The organism is Photobacterium sp. GSS17 (assembly GCF_028621875.1).
GTDB lineage: Bacteria > Pseudomonadota > Gammaproteobacteria > Enterobacterales > Vibrionaceae > Photobacterium > Photobacterium ganghwense.
Genome location: NZ_CP117517.1, coordinates 2,327,099 through 2,350,575, shown reverse-complemented (window position 1 = coordinate 2,350,575; position 23,477 = coordinate 2,327,099). Strand labels below are relative to the sequence as shown.

The window sequence follows — 23,477 nt, the reverse complement described above, 5'->3', positions numbered from 1 at the left end:
ACAGGAGTAGGGTTAATGGCCGTACAACAGAGCAAAAAATCACGTTCAGCACGTGGTATGCGTCGTTCTCACGATGCACTGACAACTGCAGCTGTGTCTGTAGATTCTGCAAGTGGTGAAACTCACCTACGTCACCACGTGACTGCTGACGGTTTCTACCGTGGCCGCAAGGTTATCAAAAAGTAAGGTTGAGCCTTGAGTGGTCTAACCGTTGCACTTGATGCAATGGGCGGGGATTTCGGTCCTCAAGTAACAGTGCCTGCCTCCGTGCAGGCACTGTTGCAATTCCCGGAGCTAAAAGTCATGTTATTTGGTGATCAGACTTTGATCACATCGCAACTCTCTCTCCTGAATCAAACCAACCATCCCCGTATTAAGATTGTCCATTGTGACAATGTCATCGCCAACGATACCCGGCCGTCACAGGCATTACGCCATAGCCAGGGCTCATCGATGCGGGCAGCGCTTGAGGCGGTTTCAGAAGGTCAGGCAGACGCCTGTATCAGTGCCGGTAATACCGGTGCGCTGATGGCCTTGTCCCGTTATATCCTCAAACAGCTGCCGGGTGTGGATCGTCCCGCACTGGTTTCCGCAATTCCGACCCAAAACGAAACGAAAACCTGGTTACTCGATCTGGGCGCGAATGTGTCATGCGATGCTGATACGCTGTTCCAGTTTGCGGTGATGGGAGCGGTACTGGCCGAGCAGGGGAAGGCGGCGCCACGCGTTGCACTGCTGAATATCGGCGAAGAAGAGATCAAAGGTAATGATCTCGTCAAGCGATGTGCAGAAATGCTGGCGGACGCTAAGGAAATTAACTACATAGGCTATCTGGAAGGGGACCAGCTCTACAGCGGAAAAGCCGATGTGATTGTCTGCGACGGTTTTGTTGGCAATGTAAGCCTGAAAACCAGCGAAGGGGTGGCTAATCTATTTATAAACAATATCCGAAAAGCCATTTCGGACAATCCGTTTAAGCGTCTGGTCGCTAAATGGTTGTTTCGTGACCTATTCGAGAGCCTCAGGCAACTGAACCCCGACCAGTATAACGGCGCGAGTCTGTTAGGATTGCGCGGTATTGTGGTGAAGAGCCATGGAAGTGCTGATATCGCTGCCTTTACCAATGCCATTGGTGAAGCAGTCTGCGAGGTCAAACGGCAGATACCGATAAAAATCAGTGACCGTTTGGAACAAGTCTTACTCGAGAGGCATTATTAGTCTTCATGTATAGCAAAATTTTAGGTACTGGCAGCTACCTGCCGGAACAAGTACGTTCTAATGCCGATTTAGAACAGATGGTCGATACCAGCGATGAGTGGATCGTTGCTCGTACCGGTATTCGAGAGCGTCGCGTTGCCGCAGAGGATGAAACTGTTGCGGTAATGGGATATCAGGCCTCCCTGAAAGCCATTGAAATGGCTGGCATTGCCAAGGACGAGATTGACCTGATCATCGTAGCGACTACCAGTGCGAGCCACGCTTTCCCATCGGCGGCCTGCCAGGTGCAAGGTATGCTGGATATTAAAGGCTGCCCGGCGTTTGATATTGCCGCTGCGTGTTCAGGCTTCATCTACGCATTGAGTATTGCCGATCAGCACATTAAGACCGGCATGGCGAAAAACGTGCTGGTAATTGGTTCTGATGCGCTGTCTCACAAGTGTGATCCAGAAGATCGTTCCACAATCATCTTGTTTGGTGACGGTGCCGGTGCGGTTGTTGTTGGTGCCAGTGATGAGCCGGGGATTATTTCTACCCACCTGCATGCTGACGGTCACTTTGGTGGCCTGCTGAGCCTGGCGGTACCGGAACATGGCCAGACGTTCAGCGACGACAAGTGGCTGTACATGGCAGGTAATGAAGTCTTTAAGGTGGCAGTGACTCAATTGTCAAACCTGGTAAAAGATACGCTGGCTGCTAACAATATGGACAAGTCAGAACTGGACTGGCTGGTGCCTCATCAGGCTAACCTGCGTATTATCTCCGCGACGGCGAAAAAATTATCAATGTCGATGGATCAGGTTGTGGTCACGCTTGATCGCCACGGTAACACCTCGGCGGCGACCGTACCGACGGCGCTTGATGAAGCCGTCCGTGATGGCCGCATCAAACGTGGTCAGACCCTATTGCTGGAAGCCTTTGGTGGCGGTTTCACCTGGGGTTCTGCACTGGTGAAATTTTAAGGCTTAGCCTACCGAATTCGTTTCAATGAGGGAGCCTGTGGGCCAAACGGCACATCTGACGGTCTCCCTCTATTTAGTACTGAATGTTTCAGTCACAAAATAAGGATTCTCGAATGTCTAAATTCGCGATTGTATTCCCTGGTCAGGGTTCACAAGCTGTTGGCATGCTGGCGGAGCTGGCTGAGCAGTTTGAAGTGGTTAAACAGACTTTTGCCGAAGCTTCTGAAGTGTTGGGCTATGATTTGTGGGAACTGGTACAGAACGGTCCGGCTGAACTGCTTAATGAGACTCACCGTACTCAGCCTGCGCTGCTGACATCTTCTGTTGCTATCTGGCGTGTATGGCAGGAGCAGGGCGGTGCCCAGCCTGACGTACTGGCCGGCCACAGCCTGGGTGAATACTCTGCACTGGTTTGTGCGGGTGTGATTGACTTCAAAGACGCTGTCAAACTGGTTGAGCTGCGTGGTCAGCTGATGCAGGAAGCTGTCCCAGCGGGTACTGGTGCGATGTCAGCGATCATTGGCCTGGAAAATGACGCGATTGCGAAAGCGTGTGAAGACGCGGCGCAGGGTCAGGTTTGTTCGCCAGTGAACTTTAACTCTCCTGGTCAGGTGGTTATCGCGGGTAATAAAGAAGCGGTTGAGCGTGCCAACGTACTGTGTAAAGAAGCGGGTGCGAAACGCGCACTGCCTCTGCCGGTATCTGTGCCGTCTCACTGTGCGCTGATGAAGCCTGCCGCTGAGAAACTGGCCGTTGCTCTGGACGAGATCACGTTCAATGCACCGTCAGTACCTGTAATCAATAATGCGGATGTGGCAACGGAAACTGATCCGGCTGCAATCAAGCAGGCGCTGGTGAAGCAACTGTATGGCCCGGTTCGCTGGACGGAATCTGTTGAGCGTATGGCAGCAGAGGGTGTGGAATCACTGCTGGAGTTTGGCCCGGGTAAAGTCCTGACTGGCCTGACCAAACGTATCAGCCGTTCACTGGGCGGTTCAGCAGTTAACGATCCGGCGTCACTGGAAGCTGCGAAATAAAAAGCCGCTACATAACAAGCGACTAAAAATACTGGGTCAGCCGGGCAGCCTTAGCCTGTGCGGCTGACACCTCAATCCAAGCAAAGAGGAATAACAATGAGCCTGGAAGGTAAAATTGCACTGGTAACAGGTGCAAGCCGTGGTATCGGCCGTGCGATTGCAGAAATCCTGGTTGAACGCGGTGCCACTGTTATTGGTACAGCCACCTCTGAGAAAGGCGCAGAAGCGATCAGCGAGTACCTGGGTGAAAACGGTAAAGGTCTGGCGCTGAACGTCACTTCTCCTGAATCAATTGAAGCGGTTCTGAAGCAGATCAAAGACGAGTTCGGTGAAGTTGATATTCTGGTGAACAACGCCGGTATCACTCGCGACAATCTGTTGATGCGCATGAAAGATGACGAGTGGCAGGACATCCTGGACACCAACCTGACGTCTATTTTCCGTCTGTCAAAAGCGGTTCTGCGTTCTATGATGAAGAAGCGCTACGGTCGCATCATCAGCATCGGTTCTGTGGTCGGCACCATGGGTAACGCGGGTCAGACGAACTACGCTGCAGCGAAAGCGGGTCTGATTGGCTTTACTAAATCAATGGCGCGTGAAGTGGCTTCTCGTGGTATTACCGTGAATGCGGTTGCTCCAGGCTTCATTGAAACTGACATGACTAAAGCTCTGAATGATGATCAGCGTGCGGCAACATTGTCTAATGTTCCGGCTGGCCGTCTGGGTGATCCGCGTGAAATTGCAGCAGCTGTTGCCTTCCTGGCTTCAGATGATGCTGGTTATGTAACCGGTGAAACGCTGCATGTCAACGGCGGCATGTACATGATTTAAACAAAAAAGTTGCATAACTTGATGATGCAGGTCAAACTCAATTTGTTTTCACTGAAAATCGTGGTTTGACCAGCGTGTTGAGTATTGCAACTTTTGCAGTATTGAATAAACTACAGCAAATCGCATTAGCGAATTCTTGTTTTAAGGAAATAGATTAATGAGCAACATCGAAGAACGCGTAAAGAAAATCATCGTTGAGCAACTGGGTGTAGACGAGTCTGAAGTTAAGAACGAAGCTTCTTTCGTTGACGATCTGGGTGCAGACTCTCTGGACACCGTTGAACTGGTAATGGCTCTGGAAGAAGAATTCGATACTGAGATTCCTGACGAAGAAGCTGAGAAAATTACTACAGTTCAAGCAGCTATCGACTACGTTGTTAGCGCATCTGAGTAATTAAAGAACTCCCTCCAGGCGGTCACCATGACCGCCTGATTTTTCTTATGAATCCTGTTTTATCCTCAATTCCCGGAGAAATTAATCGTGTCTAAGCGTCGCGTAGTGGTTACTGGCATGGGTATGCTGTCACCGGTAGGTAATTCCGTTGAATCTTCATGGAAAGCCCTGCTTGCCGGAACTAGCGGTATCAGCACTATTGAACATTTTGATGCTAGCGCATTTGCTACTCGTTTTGCTGGTATGGTCAAAGACTTCAATTGTGAAGATTACATGTCGAAAAAAGATGCTCGTAAAATGGATTTGTTTATCCAGTACGGCATCGCAGCAGGCGTGCAAGCATTAAAAGACTCTGGTATTGAAATCACTGAAGAAAATAACGCACGTATTGGTGTAGCTATTGGTTCAGGTATTGGTGGCCTTGGCTTGATTGAAGCTAACCATCAGGCAATGCTGGAAAAAGGACCGCGCAAAATCAGCCCGTTCTTTGTTCCTTCAACCATCGTAAACATGATCGCTGGCCACATGTCTATTATGTACGGTCTGCGCGGTCCGAACATCGCTATTTCAACTGCCTGTACAACAGGTCTGCATAACATTGGCCACGCGGCACGTATGATTGCCTACGGCGATGCAGATGCAATGCTGGCTGGTGGTGCTGAAAAAGCATCAACTCCGCTGGGTATGGGTGGCTTTGCTGCGGCAAAAGCGCTGTCTACTCGTAACGACGATCCTCAGGCTGCATCTCGTCCGTGGGACAAAGATCGCGACGGTTTCGTACTGGGTGACGGTGCCGGCATGATGATGCTGGAAGAATATGAGCACGCGAAAGCTCGTGGTGCGAAAATTTATGCTGAACTGGTTGGCTTTGGTATGAGTGGTGATGCTTACCACATGACTTCACCAAGTGCTGACGGTTCAGGCGGTGCACTGGCCATGGAAGCGGCTATCCGTGATGCGGGTATCAATGCTGACCAAATCGGTTACGTGAATGCACACGGTACTTCTACCCCTGCGGGTGACGTAGCAGAAACGCTGGGTATCAAACGTGCACTGGGTGCTGCGGCTGATAAAGTTATGGTTTCTTCAACCAAATCAATGACAGGTCACCTGCTGGGTGCAGCTGGCTCTGTAGAAGCTATTATCACGGCACTGACTCTGGTTGATCAGGTTGTACCGCCAACAATCAACCTGGATAATCCAGATGAAGGTTGTGATCTGGATTACGTACCAGGCGAAGCCCGCCAAGCGAAACTGGAGTACGCTCTGTGTAACTCGTTCGGCTTCGGCGGCACTAACGGCTCTCTGCTGTTTAAGAAAATCTAACGATAACCTGTTATTATAGTACCTGTTATCATAGTACGGCCTGGTGGTAACCCACCGGGCCGTTTTTTTATCTGTTTTTTTCAGCATATTCGCAGGGATTAGGCATGATACTGATCAATGGGAAAGCGGGAGACACGCTCGGTATCTCTGACCGGGCGACGCAGTACGGTGACGGTTGCTTCACCACCATGCTGGTGGAGCAGGGGGCTGTCCGACTCTGGCCGTATCATTTATCCCGGTTGCAACGTACGCTTCGGGTATTGGCGATAGCCGAGCCAGACTGGGAAACCCTAACCCTTGAGGTGGAGCGCCTAGCTGCGCAGTTTGCCGATAAAGGTGGTATCAAAATTCTGATCAGCCGTGGTGCAGGTGGCCGGGGCTACAGTCCAGTGGGGTGCCAGCAGACGACGGTAATTGTGTCTGATTTTGCCTGGCCGGTTCATTATGAGCAGTGGCAGGCAGATGGGATCACTCTGGGGGTTTGCCACCAGCGGCTAGCCTTGTCGCCAATGCTCGCCGGTCATAAGCATTTAAATCGCCTGGAGCAGGTGATGCTGAAACGCGAAGCTGAGCAAAATGGCTGGCTTGATGCTGTGGTACTGGATGTGAATGGTTGTGTGGTCGAGGCAATCGCTTCGAATATTTTCTGGCGCCAGGGAAATGTTGTTTTCACGCCAGAACTGGATATGTCCGGGGTACACGGCGTAATGCGCCGCCATATTATCGAGCTCTGCAAGCAGCTCGGATATTGTTTAGAATTTGTCAAAACACCCCTCGATAACTTGCTTTGTGCAGATGAAGTCTTTATTACTAATGCCCTGATGGCGTTAGTGCCGGTAAATGAAATTAAAGGAAAACAGTTCACTGAGCGAACCTTGCTCAATGCACTGAATAAGAGGTTGTACACGTGCTAAAAAAGTTGCTGATCGCCTGTTTGCTGTTATCGCTGATCATTGCGGGCGGACTGGGCTGGTCGTATCAGCAGGTGAAGTCTTCACTTGATCTGCCGGTGCAGACACCTGAAAACGTCCTGATCACGGTAAAATCCGGAACATCTTTCCGTGGCCTGTTGAATCAGTTGGCGGAGGAAAAAATCATTCGCCCGTCAACCTGGACTCGCTGGATCCCGCGTCTTGAACCGGAACTGGTCAGGCTGAAAACCGGAACCTATCAGATCACGCCAGTGATGACGCTGCGTGATGTCTTGGCACTGATCGCTTCTGGCCGAGAGCACCAGTTTGCGATCACTCTTATCGAAGGGGATCGTTTTATTGACTGGCAGACCCAACTGACACAGGCGCCATATCTGAAGCATGCCAGCAAAACGATGAGTGAAGCGGAGATTGCCAAAGCTATTGGGGCCTCGGGCATCGAGAAACTGGAAGGATACCTGCTGCCGGAGACATACCATTATACTGCCGGAACATCCGACATTGAGCTGATGCGGCGCGCCTATCAGGCAATGATGTCGCTGCTGGATGAAGCCTGGCAGACCAGGGATCAAAATATTCCGCTTAAATCGCCCTATGAAGCGCTGATCATGGCTTCGATTATTGAGAAAGAAACGGCGGTGGATGATGAGCGCGGTGTGGTGTCTTCTGTATTTATGAACCGCCTCAATAAAGGAATGCGTCTGCAAACAGACCCAACCGTGATTTACGGGCTAGGTGAAAGCTATGACGGAAATATCCGTAAGCGGGATCTACGCACCCCGACCCCTTACAACACATATACGATTTTTGGCCTGCCGCCCACGCCAATCGCGATGCCGAGCAAGGCGTCTGTTCTGGCGGCGGTGAAACCGGATGAAAGCAGCTATTACTATTTTGTGGCCGATGGCAAAGGTGGCCACAAATTCTCCAAAACACTGACTGAGCATAACCGTGCAGTTCGTGACTACCTCAGAACACTAAGTAAATAACAATGACTGGTAAGTTTATCGTAATTGAAGGGCTTGAAGGGGCAGGGAAAAGTACTGCCATCAAGCAGGTTACCCGCGTGCTGGCTGAACATGGGATCTCGGATATCACATCAACCCGTGAACCGGGAGGAACCCCTCTGGCAGAGCAGATGCGTAAACTGGTGAAAGAAGGCCATCCGGATGAGCCGCTGACAGACATGGCTGAACTGCTGCTGCTGTATGCCGCGCGTTCACAGCTGGTGGAAAATGTTATCAAACCGGCTCTGTCTGGCGGTCATTGGGTCGTGGGTGATCGCCACGATATGTCTTCACAGGCTTATCAGGGCGGTGGTCGTGGTTTCGATCAAACCGTCATGGCTCAGCTGCGTGATACGGTATTGGGGGATTTTCGCCCGGACTTTACTATCTATATGGATATTGATCCGGTTGTCGGTCTGGAGCGCGCCCGAGGCCGGGGAGAGCTGGATCGGATCGAAAAGATGAACATTGATTTTTTCCATCGTACCCGTGCCCGTTTTCTTGAACTGGCCGAGCAGGATCCACGTGTTGTTATCATTGATGCTGGTCAGTCTCTGGAGAAAGTGACCGCTGATATTACCGATGCACTCGAGCAATGGCTGGAGCGACAGTAATATGTTGTATCCCTGGCAGGAAGGCATTTGGAAAAACTGGCAGCAGTTGCTGGATCAGGGACGCCTCCACCATGCGATTCTATTGGTCGCGCCGACAGGCAGCGGGCGTGAGGCGTTAGGGAAACAGCTGGCCAAAACCGTACTGTGTCAGAATGGCATCACAGAGCCTTGTGGAATGTGCCATAGCTGTCGGCTATTTGATGCGGGCACGCATCCGGACTATCACCACCTCGCGCCGGTTGATGGTAAGCAAATCGGGGTTGATGCGATTCGTCAGTGTAACCGTTGGGCTGTTGAAACATCGCAGTTGAGCGGAGAGCGGGTCATACTGATTGAACAGGCGGATGTGATGGGAGAGGCAGCAGCAAACGCCTTGCTTAAAACTCTGGAAGAGCCGCCATTGGGCTGTCAGTTTATTCTGATGGCTACGTCACTGGACAATTTGCTGCCGACTATAAACAGCCGATGCAATAAATGGCGGCTTGCAATGCCGGCAGAAGCGGATACCCGCCGTTGGGTCGAAAGTGCCTTGATGCAAAGTATCCCGCTTGAAACCGTGCGCCTTAATGGGAGAGCACCGCTGGCAACGCTTCAGTTCATCGAGCAGGGGCAGGATATCCGCTACCGTAAGTTGCTGGAAACTTTAGCTGGTTTTCTGAACCCGCCTTTCCTCGGTGTATTTGACGTTGCGGGCATGTGTGTTGAAGAAGGGCATCAGAGTCTGAAATGGCTGAGTTATTTCTTGGTGGACTGTCTGAAATGGCAGCAAGGGGTAACAGAGCACCTGATTCACTGTGAATCGCTTCCGTTGGTGCAGCAAGCAGCCGCGACGACAGATCCGATTCTGCTGCAAAGCCAAATTCGTAAAGTGAATGCACTGCTGCGGCAACTTGAACAACAGACCGGACTGAACCAGGAACTGTTGATTGTCGACTGGCTGACAGGGTTTATGAACCAGCCGTAACATGCGGCCAGACAGACCGCACGCATAGCGTGCAAAGAACCGAATACTGAGGAAAAAACGTGTTAGTAGATTCGCATTGTCACCTGGATAAACTGGATTACGACAAGCTTCATACCGGCATTGATGACGTGCTTGCCAAGGCAAAAGCACGCGGTGTGGATTACTTTTTGTCTGTCGGGGTAACGCTCAATAGTTTCCCTGACATGATGGCGATGATTGAGCCTCACGAGAATGTGTTTGCGTCTTGTGGGGTGCACCCGCTGGATATTGAAGCAGGCTTCGATTACGACAAGCTGAAAGAGTATGCGCAAAATGAGCGTGTCGTTGCGATCGGTGAAACCGGTTTGGACTATCACTACCAGCCTGAACTGGCTGAGCAGCAGAAAGAGGTTTTTCGTCAGCATGTTCGCCTGGCCGTTGAACTGAACAAGCCGCTGATTATTCATACCCGAATGGCTCGCGAAGACACCATGCAGATTCTACGTGAAGAAGGCGCGGAGAAATGCGGTGGTGTGTTGCACTGCTTTACTGAAAGTCTGGAAATGGCGAGAGAGGCAATTGAGATTGGATTCTACATTTCGATTTCCGGGATTGTGACCTTCAATAAAGCCAGTGATCTGAAACACGTTGTTAGTGAACTGCCGCTGGAATGCTTGCTGGTCGAAACAGATTCTCCGTATCTGGCGCCAATCCCGCACCGCGGAAAGCAAAACCAGCCTGCTTATGTGCGCGAAGTGGCTGAATATATTGCCTTGCTAAAGGGGGTTTCGGTTGAAGAAGTGGAAGCTGTCACCACGAAAAACTTCTTCACACTTTTTTCGCAAGCAAAACAGTAACAGAATAAAAAAGGAGCGTTGGCTCCTTTTTTTTCGTCTTTATTTTATGAGTCAGGCTAAAAATCACCCAGAATAAAACAAGTTACTCAACAAATTTGAAAAACGGCTTATTAAATGTACAAAAAAGTTGAAATGTAATTTCGTAACGTTAAGTAACATAGCTTACAGTATTGAAAGATAATTACATGTTCTTGTGTTCTGTCTGAATTTTTGATTACTTTATATAAAACAGTATCTTATGTTTTGATTTCTTGCTTTTTAACCAATTTTTTCACTGTGATCTATATTTTATTTTGAAATTATATTTCATGGTGCATTGGTAATTTTGATAGCCATCAAGTTATATTTAGCGCCGCATCTTATACTTATGCTGTATTCAAAAAGAGGGTCGTATCGGATACACGACTACGGGGGTAGGTCGCTGATACTGGCCTGATATCTAATTAAAAACCTCACTCAGGAGCACAATATGTTTAAGAACCTTTTTGCTAACCTGCAAAAAGTCGGTAAGGCGCTAATGCTGCCTGTATCGGTTTTGCCGGTAGCAGGTATTCTGTTAGGCGTGGGCGCCGCTAACCTTGGCTTTATTCCAGATATCGTTTCGAATCTGATGGAGCAGGCTGGTGGCTCTGTATTTGGCCAAATGGCCCTACTGTTTGCCGTGGGTGTAGCCCTGGGCTTCACAAATAACGACGGCGTTGCTGGCCTGGCAGCTATCGTTGGCTACGGCATCATGACAGCGACACTGGGCGTAATGGCTACAGTGATGGGCGTAGAAAAGATCGATACTGGTGTACTAGGCGGTATCCTGGTCGGTGGTGTGGCAGCTTGGGCTTTCAACCGCTTCTACAAAATTCAGCTTCCTGAGTACCTGGGTTTCTTCGCCGGTAAACGTGCGGTGCCAATCATCACAGGTTTCTCTGCTATTGCTCTGGGTATCATCCTGTCGTTCGTATGGCCACCTGTTGGTGCGGCGATCGGTGCATTCTCTGATTGGGCTGCTCACCAGAACCCAACCGTTGCATTCGGTATCTACGGTGTGGTTGAACGTTCTCTGATCCCATTTGGTCTGCACCACGTTTGGAACGTACCATTCTTCTTTGAAGCCGGTTCTTGTGTGAACGCAGCGGGTGAACCTCAGAACGGTGTACTGACTTGTTACCTGGTTGCTGATGAAGCTTCTCGTGCTGCGGGTAATGGCTTTGGTCAGCTGGCTGGTGGTTACATGTTCAAGATGTTTGGTCTGCCAGCAGCGGCGATTGCTATCGCTCACTGTGCTAAGCCTGAGAACCGTGCGAAAGTAATGGGTATCATGCTGTCAGCTGCTCTGACATCATTCCTGACTGGTATTACTGAGCCAATCGAATTCTCATTCCTGTTCGTTGCGCCTGTACTGTACGGAATCCACGCACTTCTGGCTGGTTCAGCATATGTCGTGTCTAACCTGCTGGGCTTTGTACACGGTACATCATTCTCTCACGGTCTGATCGACTTCCTGGTTCTGTCTGGTAATGCACAGAAAATGGGTCTGATGATTGCGGTAGGTCTGGTATACGCAGCGATTTACTACACAGTATTCCGCGTAGTAATCACTAAGCTGGATCTGAAAACACCTGGTCGTGAGCTGGAAGAAACCTCTAACGGTGTAGCATCTGAAGGTTCTGACATGGCGAAAGACCTGGTTATGGCTTTCGGCGGTAAAGACAACATCACAAACCTGGATGCATGTATTACACGTCTGCGTGTTTCTGTTGCCAAGGTTGAGAACGTTGACCAGGATCGCCTGAAGAAACTGGGTGCAGCCGGTGTGGTTGTTGCAGGTAGCGGTGTACAGGCTATCTTCGGTACAAAATCTGACAACCTGAAATCTGACATGGATGAGTGGATCCGTAATAACTAATACGGCAGTTACTTAATCTGACAGTAAAGACAAAAGGGAAGCTTCGGCTTCCCTTTTTCATATCTGCGTTCCAGGCACCGTTCACTCACACTATGAGTCTCAGAGGGTTAGGATGATGGCGACCTAGATGGATGTTCTCTTTTCATTTACTCTTTCTGAGGGCTCTTAGACTGCCTGACAGCGGTGTTTGCGTTTTATCAGGCTCCACACACAAGAGTATGCTCCCGCGAGGCTCAATGCCAGGTTGAGACGATTTCATTAGCTTGTTCCTGGATGGGCTGCATGCTGATGAGCGCGACAGGTTTATCGACGAAGCAGGGTGCGGACACCTTGAGTTGACTCAGAGGTTCTGTGTGCTGTGGGTTATCCTTGTCCGCGTCGCTGGTAAACAGACACAAATATCATCAAAAGAAACGTCACCAAAAAAAACGAGAGCAATGTGCTCTCGTTCGTTTGGTGTATCCAGAAAGTAACGGTCAGAGCGAAAGGAAAAACAGCATCAACACCGGGACTAACAGACTCAGAATGAACCCGCTAACAATGGCGATAGGGACACAACGGATCCCGCCGCAGTTCTGAATGACCGGCAAGGTAAAGTCCATGGCTGTGGCACCGGCATATCCGATAGCCGTACTGGGGTACCGGCGAATCATCAGGGGAATCATACTCAGGGCTACCAGCTCCCGCAGCAGTTCGTTAAGAAAGGCCACGCCACCCATGACTGGTCCCAGGCTGTCACCAATCAGAATCCCCGACAGGGAATACCAGCCAAACCCGGAGGCCATTGCTAACCCATGATTATAAGGCATATCCAGAAAGTAAGCGGCCAGTAGTCCGCCGGGCAGGGAGGTGGCAATGACAGCCAGAGCAATCAAAATGCCTTTCTTGTTCAGCAGAATCTGTTTCAGCGTCATGCCACTGTTGCGTAGCTGGATACCGATCAGAAACAGTAGGATGAGCAGGATAACTTCACTGGCCTGATCAACCCAACTTAAATCAATGCCGCTCACTAAACCGAATAGCAGGCCACCGGCCACCACGAAAATCAGTTTGACGGATTCCAGTATCATCTCCCGAAAAGGCAATTGCTGATGAGTATGCTCGGTAGACGTCGGCAACAGTTTATCGAGAACGGGTAGAACCAACAGGTTGCAACTGCTGATAACCAGAAAAAATACTAAAGTGTAAGTGACTATCTGGCTCAGGTTCTGGCTGATGTTATCCAGCCCCGCGAGACTGAGCCCCATCAGGGTCAGAATAACCAGAATCAGGCGGGTAGTCTGGGTATTAATGAATTCCAGCACCGACGCTTTGTTAACAGGGATCAGGTAGCCAATAACCAGTGGCAGAAAGATGTAAAGCATTCCGGAGAACATGAGGGTCCTTAAACAGTGTTCACGCTGAACTGCACGATAGAATCCATTCCTACCGGCAATAAGCAGATGAGGATGCGCTGCTAAATGCGGCCAGAATCAGCATAAGTTGTAAACAGAGTATGAATTCAACAGCTTATCAGCAAGGCTGAGAAACGGTCAATATGCTTTCTCAGCCTTTCCCGGCTTTATTTTTGCCGGTAGTAGGGTGTGGGGTAGGAAATCAGAAGCCGCTATTTTTAAACACGGTTTTGAGGCGATGGTTAAAGTCGGGATCCGGCAGGTTCGTCAGTTCATAGATTACTTCGGCAGCCGCCAAATCCATCTCGACATGATGCTCATCAATGGCGTCATCATTGTTTTTGAATAACAATAAATAGTGCGCCATGCGGGCAATATCCAGATAGATATGTTCTTTCATCGTGGCACGGTAAGGTGCCGGACGATTTGATGCCACTTCCAGATAATCATCATCAAATCCCCAGTGTTTAAGAATCATCATGCTGGCTTCCTGACAGCTGTGTTCAAAAACGTATTTGGCGATATCCAGGTCCAGATAGTTACCGCCGTCGAGATAGGCTTGGTATTCGTGTACCAGGCTAAATAAACCAATATCGGCAAACAGGCCGGCCAGCAGGGCTTTCTCCGGTTCAACCGCTTTGGGAAATTCAGGGTGAGTTGCCAGACCATTGGCGATGAGTGCCATAGTGGCAGCCAGCTGGCGGGAGCGAATTGCACTTTGTGTCAGTAGTTGATTGCCTTCCTGGCAGAATAAGTGGCGGGTTTTTAATTCTTCAATGGCTTTTGCGGTGATGATGTCTCTGACGCGGTACATCCCCAGTCTGCTGACGGCAGCGTAGATATCGTGGCAGACAATATTACGGCGATTGAACATCATGGTATTGGAGATTTTGATGATGTAAGCCGCAATCCCGGGGTCGTCCAGCAGAAGCTCGGCAATATCGTTCAGCGAGGTGTCTTCGTTTTTACAAAGTTGCTGAAGCCTGATCAAGACATTAGGGATCGGGGGTAAGGTTAATTTATCCTGTTTGATGGCATTTTGGACCAGGCCACAAAATTCTGACTCCAGTCCTTTTACTATCTTGTCGTTTTCAGGTTTTAACCAAAAGAAAGATACATGAGTCATTTGAAATAATAGAAATAGTTTTAACAAGGCTATTCTAGCCATAGTTAATGGTAAGTGACAGAAAAAAAAGATGAAAAAAACCTTTTTAAAACTGCATGAATTATTTTTAGTCAGTCAGGAACAGCTTGTGCAGAAAACGGACGGTCAGGCGCGGGGAATCCTGGGTGATAAGCAGTTGTTTGTAATGTACTTCCAGCGGTAAAACTTCGATCCAACGTTGGCAAACCCAGCATAAATCATCAAACTCTGGTTCGGGATAGAAGGCGCCAATTTCCGGCACGGACTGATAGAAAACTTTAAGTTTTTCAGCGAGTTCATTGTCTTTGCTTTCCAGAGGCAAATAGTCCCAATTCGGGAAGTACGTACATTTTGCCCTCATCAATCCATCGTCTTCTACCCGGATCGAAAGCAGCCGAACCTTGTGGGTTCCTTCCAGCGCAATGCTCAGTAAGCCGCCTTCAAGCTGGTCGAAATTGATCACTTTACAAAGGGTTGCGATAGCCGGAATTTTTTTTACATCGCTATCTTCTTCCATCTCGTTGAGCATACAGACGGCAAATTGACGCACCCCAGCCAACGAATCCTTCAGCATCTGAATGTGCCGTGCCTCGCAGATTGTCACATCCATTCTCCCATCCGGTAACAGATGAGATGAGGAGGGAAAAAGGGCAATTTCTAACGGTTTATCTGTCTCTGGCATACAACGGCTTTATAGTTTGTGGATAAGAAAAAAAGCTAAGAGCTCACTGAATAGTTTAGGTGATCTGTCAGTTTTATGCGGTTGCAGAATAAGGTCGATTTTGTCCCATAACGCTTATTTTTTGGTCCATAATATGTTTGGAATCCCACTTTGAAGTGTTCTCTGTTTCATATGGAAAAAATATGTATAGGGTAGAAGCAAGTCACGATATTGACGCTAAATTGTCCAGCGTTACTGGGGCTTTGCCAGGGAAATAACGTTTAACGGGAGATTTACTGTGCAGGATTTTAAGGAAGAGTTATTTAATTATCTTCACGAATTTGGTGGTTTCGAGAAGCGTTCAATGTTCGGTGGTACAGGTGTTTTTATCAACGGTGCCATGTATGCCATCATCACAGATCGCGCTCTTTACCTTCGTGGTGGTGAACAGCTCGATTCTCAATTAATGGCACAGGGGTGTGAAAGGTTCCGACACGTCAAGCGCAGCACTACCGCTGTAGTGAACTATTACAATGTGACGGATGTGTACCTGCAAGACAAAATCCGCTGTTCTGAGCTGATTCGACACTCAATTGATGTTGCTGTATCAGAGAAGGTGTATAAGTTATCGGATCAGAGTAAGCGCTTGAGAGATTTACCAAATATGCGCCTGACGCTGGAACGGATGGTAAAAAAGGCCGGGATTCCGGATGTCAGCAGCTTCGTGGCGCTGGGGGCGGTAGAGGTGTTTCGTAAGGTACGTCAGAGCCAGGGGAAAGACCTGGATCTGAAGCTGCTCTGGATGTTTGCTGGTGCTATCGACGGTTGTCACTGGACCTTATTGAAAGACGACCATAAGAAGCAGTTATTACGCAGTATTGAATAAGTTATCGCTCTTATTTTTCAACGGAGTCTAAGCCGCCGCCCTTTTGGCGGCTTTTTGTTGTATGATGGAGCGCAAATGGTTTGGTGATAATGACTTATGCGACTTCCACGATTAACCGGTTCGGTGTTGTCAGGACTGCATTGCTTTCTGATTGCTGCCGACCAGATGAGTTTTACCCGTGCAGCCGAGCTGTTGTGCCTGACCCAGAGTGCGGTCAGCCACAAAATCAAGAACCTGGAAGAAACGCTTGGGGTGAAGCTGTTTATTCGTCAGCCAAGAAAATTGGTGTTGACGGACGAAGGTAAACGGCTCAAAGAAGTGGTTGCCCACAATTTCGGTGATATTGCGAATGAGCTGCGGGATCTGAAGACCCTGGATTTAAGCGGTGATCTCAATGTGTCCGTTCCGCCGACCTTCGCCCAGCGCTGGCTGGTCCCACGTTTGAAGTCATTTGTTGAAAAGTACCCGGCGCTTCGTTTCCACCTGCGCACCCGTAATGAGCTGGTCGATTTTCAGACTGAATCGTTTGACTGCGCCATTTATTTCGGTAACGGCAAATATCAGGGACTGCATGTCAGTAAAATTATGGATGAAAGCATCATCCCTGTCTGCAGTCACGAATATGCGGTTGAGCATGGCCTGTATGGTAACCCGGCGAAGCTGTCCTCTTGCCTGCTGTTGCACGATGCGGCGCCGTGGGCCCGTGCCGGCCGCAATGATGAATGGCAGTACTGGGCACAGCAAAATGGTGTGGCGCTGGCGGAAGCGGGTTGTACATTCGATCGTGCAGACTTGGCACTGCAGGCTGCGGAGCGGGGGATTGGCGTGGCGATGGGGCGTGCCTCGTTTGTTACCGAGCAATTGGCTTCAGGTCGGCTGGTGGCGCCGTTTACCCTGTCGGTGACCTCCCCGCAGAGCTATTATCTGGTGTGCCGTAAAGAAATGGCTACTTCGCCGCGGATCAAGGCTTTTATCGACTGGCTGGAAGAAATTAAATAACCGGTGTGAGCCATTACGGCGTCTCAGGCCTGTCAAACGAAGTCTGGCATTAGGTATATGCCATCTGGGGAATGAATGCGACAGGCAAAAAATAGACGCGTTAAAAAACGGGCAAAAAACACCCCGGACTGAGCCGGGGTGTTTGAGAACGGGTAAATCATGCGAGTCGTACGAAATTAACAAGCACTTTAGTTAACAAATGCTTAAGAATACGTACGTGAGGCAATCAGTACTTAAAGCGCGTTGTCACCAGCACCTGATCGCCGTATACATCATTGAAACGGCCGGCAACACCGATAGAAAACAGCTCAGTGGCGTGGAAGCGGCCGTAAACACTGCCGATGGTCTTGTCGTGATCATCAATGTTCAGGTGACCAATCTGGCCGCCAACTTCAAGTTGTGGACCCAGCCACTGACGTACACCGAGGTTCACTTCGATCCCGGTTTTGCCGCCGGAGCTGTCAAACTCGTCTTTATTTTTCACGTTACGGGCTTTCAGTTCACCGGTAACGTCTGCCCAGTTGTTAACAGGCGCGTGGAAACCCACACCGAAAGCGGCATCCCAGTCGCTGTCAAATTCGGTATCAAGGCTACCCAGAATGTGCGCGTTCGGATGGATGGACTTGCTGAAGCCAGCGCCGTACGTCAGCGGGCCAACACCAATGCGGGCTTCCGCATAGTCGTAGCTGAAATTGCTCATTGATGGCGCGTTTTCGGCCTGAGCGGTAGAGATAGAAGCCAGGATTAAACCTGTTGCAAGTAGTATTTTACGCATGTGATTAGTCCAGCAGGGCTAAAAGTGATTGGCATATTTTAAAGGACAACATTGCGCGATCCTAGATTTTTGCCGGACTCTGTTGTTTTTTTACTGTCAAAAAACGTCAAAAAGGGTAAGGAAGTGCTGGTTTTGTGATCCTGCCGTCGCTACAGCGGGTTACAGCGATGATGAAAAAGGGCAGAGCGACCTGATCACTCTGCCCCGAATCATGCCGAGAGTTGGCAGATGCAGTCGTTAAATCAGCTCATTGCCTGAGCGATCACCTTCTTCAAATTTCTTGATGCTGCTCAGCGTTGACTCGGCGATATTTGTCAGGGCTTCATCGGTGAGGAATGCCTGATGGCCGGTAAACAGCACATTGTGGCAGGCCGACAAACGACGGAACACGTCATCCTGAATCACGTCGTTTGACTTGTCTTCGAAGAACAGATCTTTTTCGTTTTCGTATACATCGACACCCAACGCCCCAATCTTGCTTTCTTTCAGCGCGTCAATGGCATCTTTGGAGTTGATCAGCTCGCCCCGGCTGGTGTTGATGATCATGACGCCATCACGCATTTTCTCGAACGCTGTAGCATCAAGCATGTGGTAATTGTCTTTGGTCATCGGGCAGTGCAGGGTAATAACATCTGCCTGCTGATAGATATCATCCAGCGTGGTGTAAGTGACACCCAACTCAATCGCGGCCGGATTTTCAAACGGGTCGTAAGCCAGTACTTTCATTCCCAGGCCGTTCAGAATACGGATGGTGGCGATCCCGATTTTCCCTGTGCCAATTACACCGACGGTTTTCCCGTGGAAATTGAATCCGGTCAGCCCTTCCAGGGAGAAGTTCGCATCACGGGTACGCAGGTAAGCGCGGTGAATACGGCGGTTCAGGCAAAGCATCAGGCCAACGGCGTGCTCGGCAATGGCTTCCGGAGAATAGGCCGGCACACGTACGACCTGAAGCCCAAGTTCCTTGGCGGCAGCCAGATCGACTTTGTCATAGCCAGCACAACGCATTGCAATCAGACGGACGTTTTCTGATGCCAGCGACTCCAGCACCGGACGACTGAGATCATCATTCACGAAGGCACAGACCGCATCATAGCCATGTGCGATCCGCGCGGTTTGTTCCGTCAGGTGAAAATCGTAGTAATCCAGTGTATGACCAAAATGCTGGTTAATCTGGTCAAAGGATTTCTGGTCGTATTTCTTGGCGCTGAAAACTGCAACTTTCATCGATCACCTTTTGAGGTTACCTGCCTGATTCATCGTCTGGCAGTGTGTTATCTGAGATACTTTCTGTGATCAAGATAACACTATTATAGTGCCTCGCAAAGTAATGGTATGACAAATAATAACCAATCAGTTATCGGACAAGGAGAGCCTGCGATCGCTGAGTGCCTGCATCACCCGCTGAGTGTCCAGCACTTGAATCCAGGGCATTAAATCTTTTTCATGCTCAATGACATAGGTAGTCAGCTGATCAATAACCACCTGCTTCAGGGCATCCCCGTTCCACGGTTTGGCAATGTAGTAATCCAGGCTGGCATTGTTGACCGCCTGCACGGTTTCTTCCAGCCCTGCCTGACCGGTCAGCAGAACTTTGCGGGCGTCATTGTTTTCTTCCTGGTGGGTGAGCTCAATCAGGAAATCGATACCGGTTTCGCCGGGCATGATGTGATCACATAGGATCAGCGCCAGCGGGATATGATCCGCGATCGACTCGGCGATCACTTCTTTGGCTTCATCGACCGATTCGGCAGCCTCAAGCACAAAGTGGTCTTCAAGATCGCTCAGGTCATGGAGTACGCTGTCGAGCACTTCCCGCTCATCATCCACGCAAAGGATCAGATATTTGTTCATGAGGCCTCCTTCTTAGTGACATCCTCTAAAGGTAACGTGACGATCATCCGTGTGTAGTGGCCCGGCTCCGATTCAACCCGGATGGTGCCGTTGTGCTGGTGGATGATTTGCTGGCACACCGACAGGCCAATCCCAAGACCAAAGTTGCCTTCGCGCTTGGTGGTGTAATTGAGTTCAAAAATCTTTTGTTGCTCTTCAGGGGGAATTCCTTTGCCATTGTCTTCGATCACAACCTCAATGGCAGCCTGCTCAGGTTGTGCAGCACCGGGGGCGTTTGGATTCTCGCTTGCGAACGGCTGGCTCAGCCGCGTGATCACCCGAATTTCGCCGGGCTCGGTAATGGCATCCAGCGCATTGGAAATCAGGTTCGTCCAGACCTGTTGCAAGGCAATGGGTTGGCAGGTCAGTGGCGGCAACTGGGCGTATTCTTTGATGAGCGTATGGCGTTTCAGCTTGTTTTCGAAGATGACCAGGGTATCTTCCAGCCCTTCATGGATGTCTACCGAATGCAGGGTCTCATCATCCTGGCGGGCATAGCTTTTAAGGCTTTTCACCAAATCCGCAATTCGTTGGGCACAGACATTGATAGAGCGCAGGAAGTTGCCCATCTGGTAATAGTGTTCCCACTCGCCCATGACCATGGCTAAATCGCCTTTTTGCGGAAGCAACCACTGGTTGAGATGGTCAGCGTCGTCAATGCCCATTTGCACCGCTTTACGAGCCAGCTGGCGATCGCCGACTGCCGGTTCCAGATCTTTGGCCCGCTGGCGGGTTTCTGAGGTCGACAGAGGGCGGGACTGCATGGCGCGCTGCATGATGATGTGCCCGCGCTCCTGGTTAATTTCGCTGAGCGAGGTGTGGGTTAGTTTACCGATGGTCTGTTTTAACGTATCGCTGCCACGCAGAATGGCGGACACCGGGTTATTCAGCTCATGGGCCACACCAGCAACCAGCTGTCCCAGCATGGCCATTTTTTCTTTCTCAATCAGTTGGTGATAGGCTTCATCGAGCGACTTCAGGGTCTGTTGTAAGCGTAGCTCGGTTTTGATGCTGCCTTGCAGGCGTCGGTTGAAGTTCCTTAACAGCAGGTTGGTAAACAGCGGCAGTAACTCACTGCGTGAGTGCATGACCTTGTTGAAGAGATTACGGTCGAGTTTGATCACCGACGTCTGGCACAGTGTGACCCCGGTTGAGAAGGAGTTTTCCCCGGTCACGAAAGACATACCGCCGACCAGATGGCCGGGACCCACCCGAACCACCTCATGGCGGCAACCGTGTTCGTCTTTTTTGTACAGGGCAACTTCCCCTTCGGTAATGAACCACAGAAAACGGTTGTGCTCACCTTCCTGGGTCAGCAGATGGTGCTCGCTATAAGTGCGGCGGGCACGGTCTTCATCATTACCGGCAAAAAATTCGTGCAGGGCGTCAGACACCTGCTTGGCCAGGCTGGCATCGTCCAGGGTGCTGGTATCCTGAATAAAGCCGGAGCGGAACCGATTCATCTGCCGTTCGATGTGCGCGTTCAGAATACGTCGGTGATCCAGCACCTGGCTGTAGCGCAGCCAGTCTTCATCCGGATGTTTGAGAATAAAACTGGTCAGTTCTTTGATCAGCACCTGGCGTAATTCCTGCTGGCTCCAGGGTTTATTCAGGCAATAGTGCAGCCGTCCTTCATTGACGGCCTGCATGATGACGTCCAGCTGCGGTTTGTCGTTGAGCAGCACGGAGCGAGCCTGCTGGCTGGCCGGGTACTGGGCAAGAGCGATCAGGAAATCGACGCCTTTATCGGCACCCAGATCGTTATCGCAGATCACCATCGCAACCCGCTGTCCGCCCTGATCAATGTCTCTGAGTACCTCGTGGGCTTCATTCAGGCTGTAGGCATTGAAAATATCGAAGAGATCCGCAAAGCCGGTCAGTTCCTGATTCAGACGTTCGACGATGCGCGGATCGTCATCGAGGCACACAATTGCAAAATTATTCACCCGTTTGTCCTTTACACTGCGTCACCCTGACGTGTGGTTAAGTGTACCGGAAACCCGGCACTGAGACTGAGAAGCCGATTGCAAACTGACCGGTAAGTGTATGAAGGTCTCAGTTAAGTTAATGATTAGCCATCGATAAATAGACTGTTCACACGGCTGTGTTAGACTCAGTTTTCGACTCTTGGTTACTGGGAATCCAAATACAATGTTGAAGAAAATTGGTGCGGTAGGCGGTGCGGTGGCACTGGTGCTTTGTTGGCCGCTGGCGACGGGTCAGATTGGTGAACGAATCTACCTCGATACACTTGGTCAGTACGACAACCCGTACCTGACCGTCACCAATGACAGCTATGACCGTGGCTACCTGACGTCGGAAGTGGTGTCGAAAGTGGTGTTCAAAGATGAGCTGAAAGCCATTTTTGAAGATGAAGGGCTGCCGACGGAATGGTACTTTAAACATCACGTCAGCCATGGCGTGACGGGTATCAGCTCAACCAGCGAACTGATGGTCAACGATGACATTAAACCGGTGATCAAACAGCTGTGGGGAGAGAATGCGATTCCGGTTACATTTACCACCCAGACCGCGATTACTCGCTCAACCGACTTTACGTTCACCATGAATCCGATCAAAGTGGATAACCTCAATGGCAACCGTGCCGATGTTGCGGCGTTTGTGATGACTGGTAGCGTAAATGCTGATGGGGCCGGCGAATTTTATTACAAACTGCCGACGGCGAGCCTGACGACGGTAGCCAGCGAAGAGATGCAGCTTGAAGGCCTGGAAGGCAGCGGGAAAGGCCGTCTGGACCGCCAGTTCTGGATCGGCAGCCAGAATCTCAGCCTGAACAGCGTCAGCTTTAAAGACCTGTCGGCAGAGAAAAGCGTCGATATCAACCGTATTTCCATCGACATGAATAACGTTCTGTCTGAACCTGCAGAAAAAAACGCGTCTCCGATCCTGACCAACACCAATCAGGTGACGGTGGGGAACCTGACTTCGCTGGATGGCGAGCAATATAAAGACTTTAATTTCCAGTTGTCTTTCGCTGGGCTGGATTATCCGGCGATCAGCCGTCTGGGAGAGTTGTCTGAACGTTTTGAGCAGCAGATGACGGAAGAGCAGGTACGTGAAGCTGCAGAAGCACTGGATGAGCTGGTGGCTAAAGGTCTGACGTTTTCCATCAGCGACCTGAGTGTGATGACACCGCAGGGCAGCGTCAAAAGCCACCTGAGCCTGACGGTTTCCCCGGGGCTGGAGCGCGCTTCTGAAAACATGGCGCGTATCGCCGAGAATGTCACAGGTGACATTCAGCTTAGCCTGCCGGTTGAGTTGGTTGAGGCTGACCCGGTACTGAGCGAGCGTGCCACTATGATGGAGCAAAGTAGCATCGTTGAGCGTAACGAGACCCACTATCTGCTTAATATGAAGATTGATGGTGACAAGATCATTCTGGCATCCGGCGATCAGTTGCCACTGGCTATGTTGTTTATGCTATTCATGTAATGTAAAGCATGTAAATCCCTCGTTCTTGCCTCAAAATCGGCATTAAAAACGGGCTCTTTCAAAGCCGTCCTCAGGGGCGGTTTTTTTTGTGTCTTTTTGATGTCGTTTTTATGTCATAGAAGGTAACGATTACTGAAATCGGTATTTTCTATTTAGTAATGTCAACGAAATAGACGACACTTATATCAAAAGGAGGTGCTCTCACAGAGGAGCCACCATAGTGACAATAATGATTTGAAGACGGCCGGAAA

General features: G+C 50.0%; 23 protein-coding genes. 16 read left to right on the top strand and 7 right to left on the bottom strand.

Going from position 1 to position 23,477, the window contains the following annotated elements; all coding sequences use genetic code 11:
- Positions 1 to 15: 15 nt before the first annotated feature.
- The 13 genes from rpmF to ptsG all read left to right on the top strand — a co-directional run bounded on the left by rpmF (position 16) and on the right by ptsG (position 12,021).
- A complete protein-coding gene (rpmF, locus tag PGW97_RS10490) occupies positions 16 to 186 on the top strand; it encodes a 50S ribosomal protein L32 (RefSeq protein WP_047883395.1) in 171 nt (56 codons plus the stop codon).
- Positions 187 to 195: 9 nt separating this feature from the next.
- The gene (plsX, locus tag PGW97_RS10485; RefSeq protein ID WP_084712426.1) at positions 196 to 1,218 is read left to right on the top strand and encodes a phosphate acyltransferase PlsX; all 1,023 of its coding nucleotides are present in this window, start codon (positions 196 to 198) and stop codon (positions 1,216 to 1,218) included.
- 5 nt (positions 1,219 to 1,223) lie between these two features.
- Positions 1,224 to 2,180 carry a beta-ketoacyl-ACP synthase III gene (locus PGW97_RS10480; RefSeq protein ID WP_273857282.1) on the top strand — a complete coding sequence of 319 codons (957 nt, stop codon included), beginning with the start codon at positions 1,224 to 1,226 and terminating at the stop codon, positions 2,178 to 2,180.
- A gap of 113 nt (positions 2,181 to 2,293) precedes the next feature.
- A complete protein-coding gene (gene fabD, locus PGW97_RS10475) occupies positions 2,294 to 3,217 on the top strand; it encodes an ACP S-malonyltransferase (RefSeq protein WP_047883398.1) in 924 nt (307 codons plus the stop codon).
- Between the two features lie 96 nt (positions 3,218 to 3,313).
- On the top strand, positions 3,314 to 4,048 hold the full coding sequence (gene fabG / locus PGW97_RS10470; RefSeq protein WP_217392755.1) for a 3-oxoacyl-ACP reductase FabG: 735 nt from the start codon (positions 3,314 to 3,316) through the stop codon (positions 4,046 to 4,048).
- Positions 4,049 to 4,205: 157 nt separating this feature from the next.
- Positions 4,206 to 4,442, top strand: coding sequence for an acyl carrier protein (gene acpP / locus PGW97_RS10465; protein WP_047883400.1), 237 nt, complete (start codon positions 4,206 to 4,208; stop codon positions 4,440 to 4,442).
- Positions 4,443 to 4,529: 87 nt separating this feature from the next.
- Positions 4,530 to 5,768 carry a beta-ketoacyl-ACP synthase II gene (gene fabF, locus PGW97_RS10460; RefSeq protein WP_047883401.1) on the top strand — a complete coding sequence of 413 codons (1,239 nt, stop codon included), beginning with the start codon at positions 4,530 to 4,532 and terminating at the stop codon, positions 5,766 to 5,768.
- Positions 5,769 to 5,872: 104 nt separating this feature from the next.
- Positions 5,873 to 6,682, top strand: coding sequence for an aminodeoxychorismate lyase (gene pabC, locus PGW97_RS10455; protein ID WP_273857281.1), 810 nt, complete (start codon positions 5,873 to 5,875; stop codon positions 6,680 to 6,682).
- The gene (gene mltG / locus PGW97_RS10450; RefSeq protein ID WP_273857280.1) at positions 6,676 to 7,689 is read left to right on the top strand and encodes an endolytic transglycosylase MltG; all 1,014 of its coding nucleotides are present in this window, start codon (positions 6,676 to 6,678) and stop codon (positions 7,687 to 7,689) included. Before pabC ends, mltG begins: the two co-directional genes overlap by 7 nt.
- A gap of 2 nt (positions 7,690 to 7,691) precedes the next feature.
- Positions 7,692 to 8,321, top strand: a complete 630-nt coding sequence (gene tmk, locus PGW97_RS10445; protein WP_273857279.1) for a dTMP kinase — start codon at positions 7,692 to 7,694, stop codon at positions 8,319 to 8,321.
- 1 nt (position 8,322) lies between these two features.
- On the top strand, positions 8,323 to 9,285 hold the full coding sequence (gene holB, locus PGW97_RS10440) for a DNA polymerase III subunit delta' (RefSeq protein WP_273857278.1): 963 nt from the start codon (positions 8,323 to 8,325) through the stop codon (positions 9,283 to 9,285).
- Between the two features lie 59 nt (positions 9,286 to 9,344).
- Positions 9,345 to 10,121 (top strand): TatD family hydrolase, encoded by a 777-nt coding sequence (locus PGW97_RS10435; protein WP_273857277.1) that lies wholly within the window; start codon positions 9,345 to 9,347, stop codon positions 10,119 to 10,121.
- 469 nt (positions 10,122 to 10,590) lie between these two features.
- On the top strand, positions 10,591 to 12,021 hold the full coding sequence (gene ptsG, locus PGW97_RS10430; RefSeq protein ID WP_047883407.1) for a PTS glucose transporter subunit IIBC: 1,431 nt from the start codon (positions 10,591 to 10,593) through the stop codon (positions 12,019 to 12,021).
- A gap of 476 nt (positions 12,022 to 12,497) precedes the next feature.
- Here the strand turns inward: ptsG and PGW97_RS10425 are convergent, their stop codons facing one another.
- The 3 genes from PGW97_RS10425 to PGW97_RS10415 form a co-directional block, all read right to left on the bottom strand.
- Positions 12,498 to 13,397 (bottom strand): lysine exporter LysO family protein, encoded by a 900-nt coding sequence (locus PGW97_RS10425; protein ID WP_047883408.1) that lies wholly within the window; start codon positions 13,395 to 13,397, stop codon positions 12,498 to 12,500.
- 220 nt (positions 13,398 to 13,617) lie between these two features.
- Positions 13,618 to 14,541, bottom strand: a complete 924-nt coding sequence (locus PGW97_RS10420; protein WP_047883409.1) for an HDOD domain-containing protein — start codon at positions 14,539 to 14,541, stop codon at positions 13,618 to 13,620.
- A 106-nt stretch (positions 14,542 to 14,647) separates the two neighbouring features.
- Positions 14,648 to 15,169 (bottom strand): LON peptidase substrate-binding domain-containing protein, encoded by a 522-nt coding sequence (locus PGW97_RS10415; RefSeq protein ID WP_273857276.1) that lies wholly within the window; start codon positions 15,167 to 15,169, stop codon positions 14,648 to 14,650.
- A gap of 349 nt (positions 15,170 to 15,518) precedes the next feature.
- Between PGW97_RS10415 and PGW97_RS10410 the strand changes: the two genes are divergently transcribed.
- Both PGW97_RS10410 and dsdC read left to right on the top strand, forming a co-directional pair.
- Positions 15,519 to 16,106: a TfoX/Sxy family DNA transformation protein gene (locus PGW97_RS10410; RefSeq protein WP_047883411.1), complete on the top strand. Its 588-nt coding sequence runs from the start codon at positions 15,519 to 15,521 to the stop codon at positions 16,104 to 16,106.
- Positions 16,107 to 16,202: 96 nt separating this feature from the next.
- Complete coding sequence (dsdC, locus tag PGW97_RS10405; protein WP_217392760.1) at positions 16,203 to 17,105, top strand: DNA-binding transcriptional regulator DsdC; 903 nt, start codon at positions 16,203 to 16,205, stop codon at positions 17,103 to 17,105.
- Between the two features lie 226 nt (positions 17,106 to 17,331).
- Here the strand turns inward: dsdC and PGW97_RS10400 are convergent, their stop codons facing one another.
- From PGW97_RS10400 to PGW97_RS10385, 4 genes are all read right to left on the bottom strand, one after another.
- Entirely contained in the window at positions 17,332 to 17,880 is a 549-nt protein-coding gene (locus PGW97_RS10400; protein ID WP_047883413.1) for a hypothetical protein, read from the bottom strand.
- Positions 17,881 to 18,117: 237 nt separating this feature from the next.
- Positions 18,118 to 19,107, bottom strand: a complete 990-nt coding sequence (locus PGW97_RS10395; protein ID WP_273857274.1) for a 2-hydroxyacid dehydrogenase — start codon at positions 19,105 to 19,107, stop codon at positions 18,118 to 18,120.
- Between the two features lie 126 nt (positions 19,108 to 19,233).
- Complete coding sequence (locus PGW97_RS10390; protein WP_047883415.1) at positions 19,234 to 19,734, bottom strand: response regulator; 501 nt, start codon at positions 19,732 to 19,734, stop codon at positions 19,234 to 19,236.
- Positions 19,731 to 21,719 carry an ATP-binding protein gene (locus tag PGW97_RS10385; RefSeq protein WP_273857273.1) on the bottom strand — a complete coding sequence of 663 codons (1,989 nt, stop codon included), beginning with the start codon at positions 21,717 to 21,719 and terminating at the stop codon, positions 19,731 to 19,733. Before PGW97_RS10385 ends, PGW97_RS10390 begins: the two co-directional genes overlap by 4 nt.
- Positions 21,720 to 21,924: 205 nt before the next feature.
- Between PGW97_RS10385 and PGW97_RS10380 the strand changes: the two genes are divergently transcribed.
- A complete protein-coding gene (locus PGW97_RS10380) occupies positions 21,925 to 23,226 on the top strand; it encodes a DUF945 family protein (protein WP_273857272.1) in 1,302 nt (433 codons plus the stop codon).
- The last annotated feature ends 251 nt before the right edge of the window (positions 23,227 to 23,477 follow it).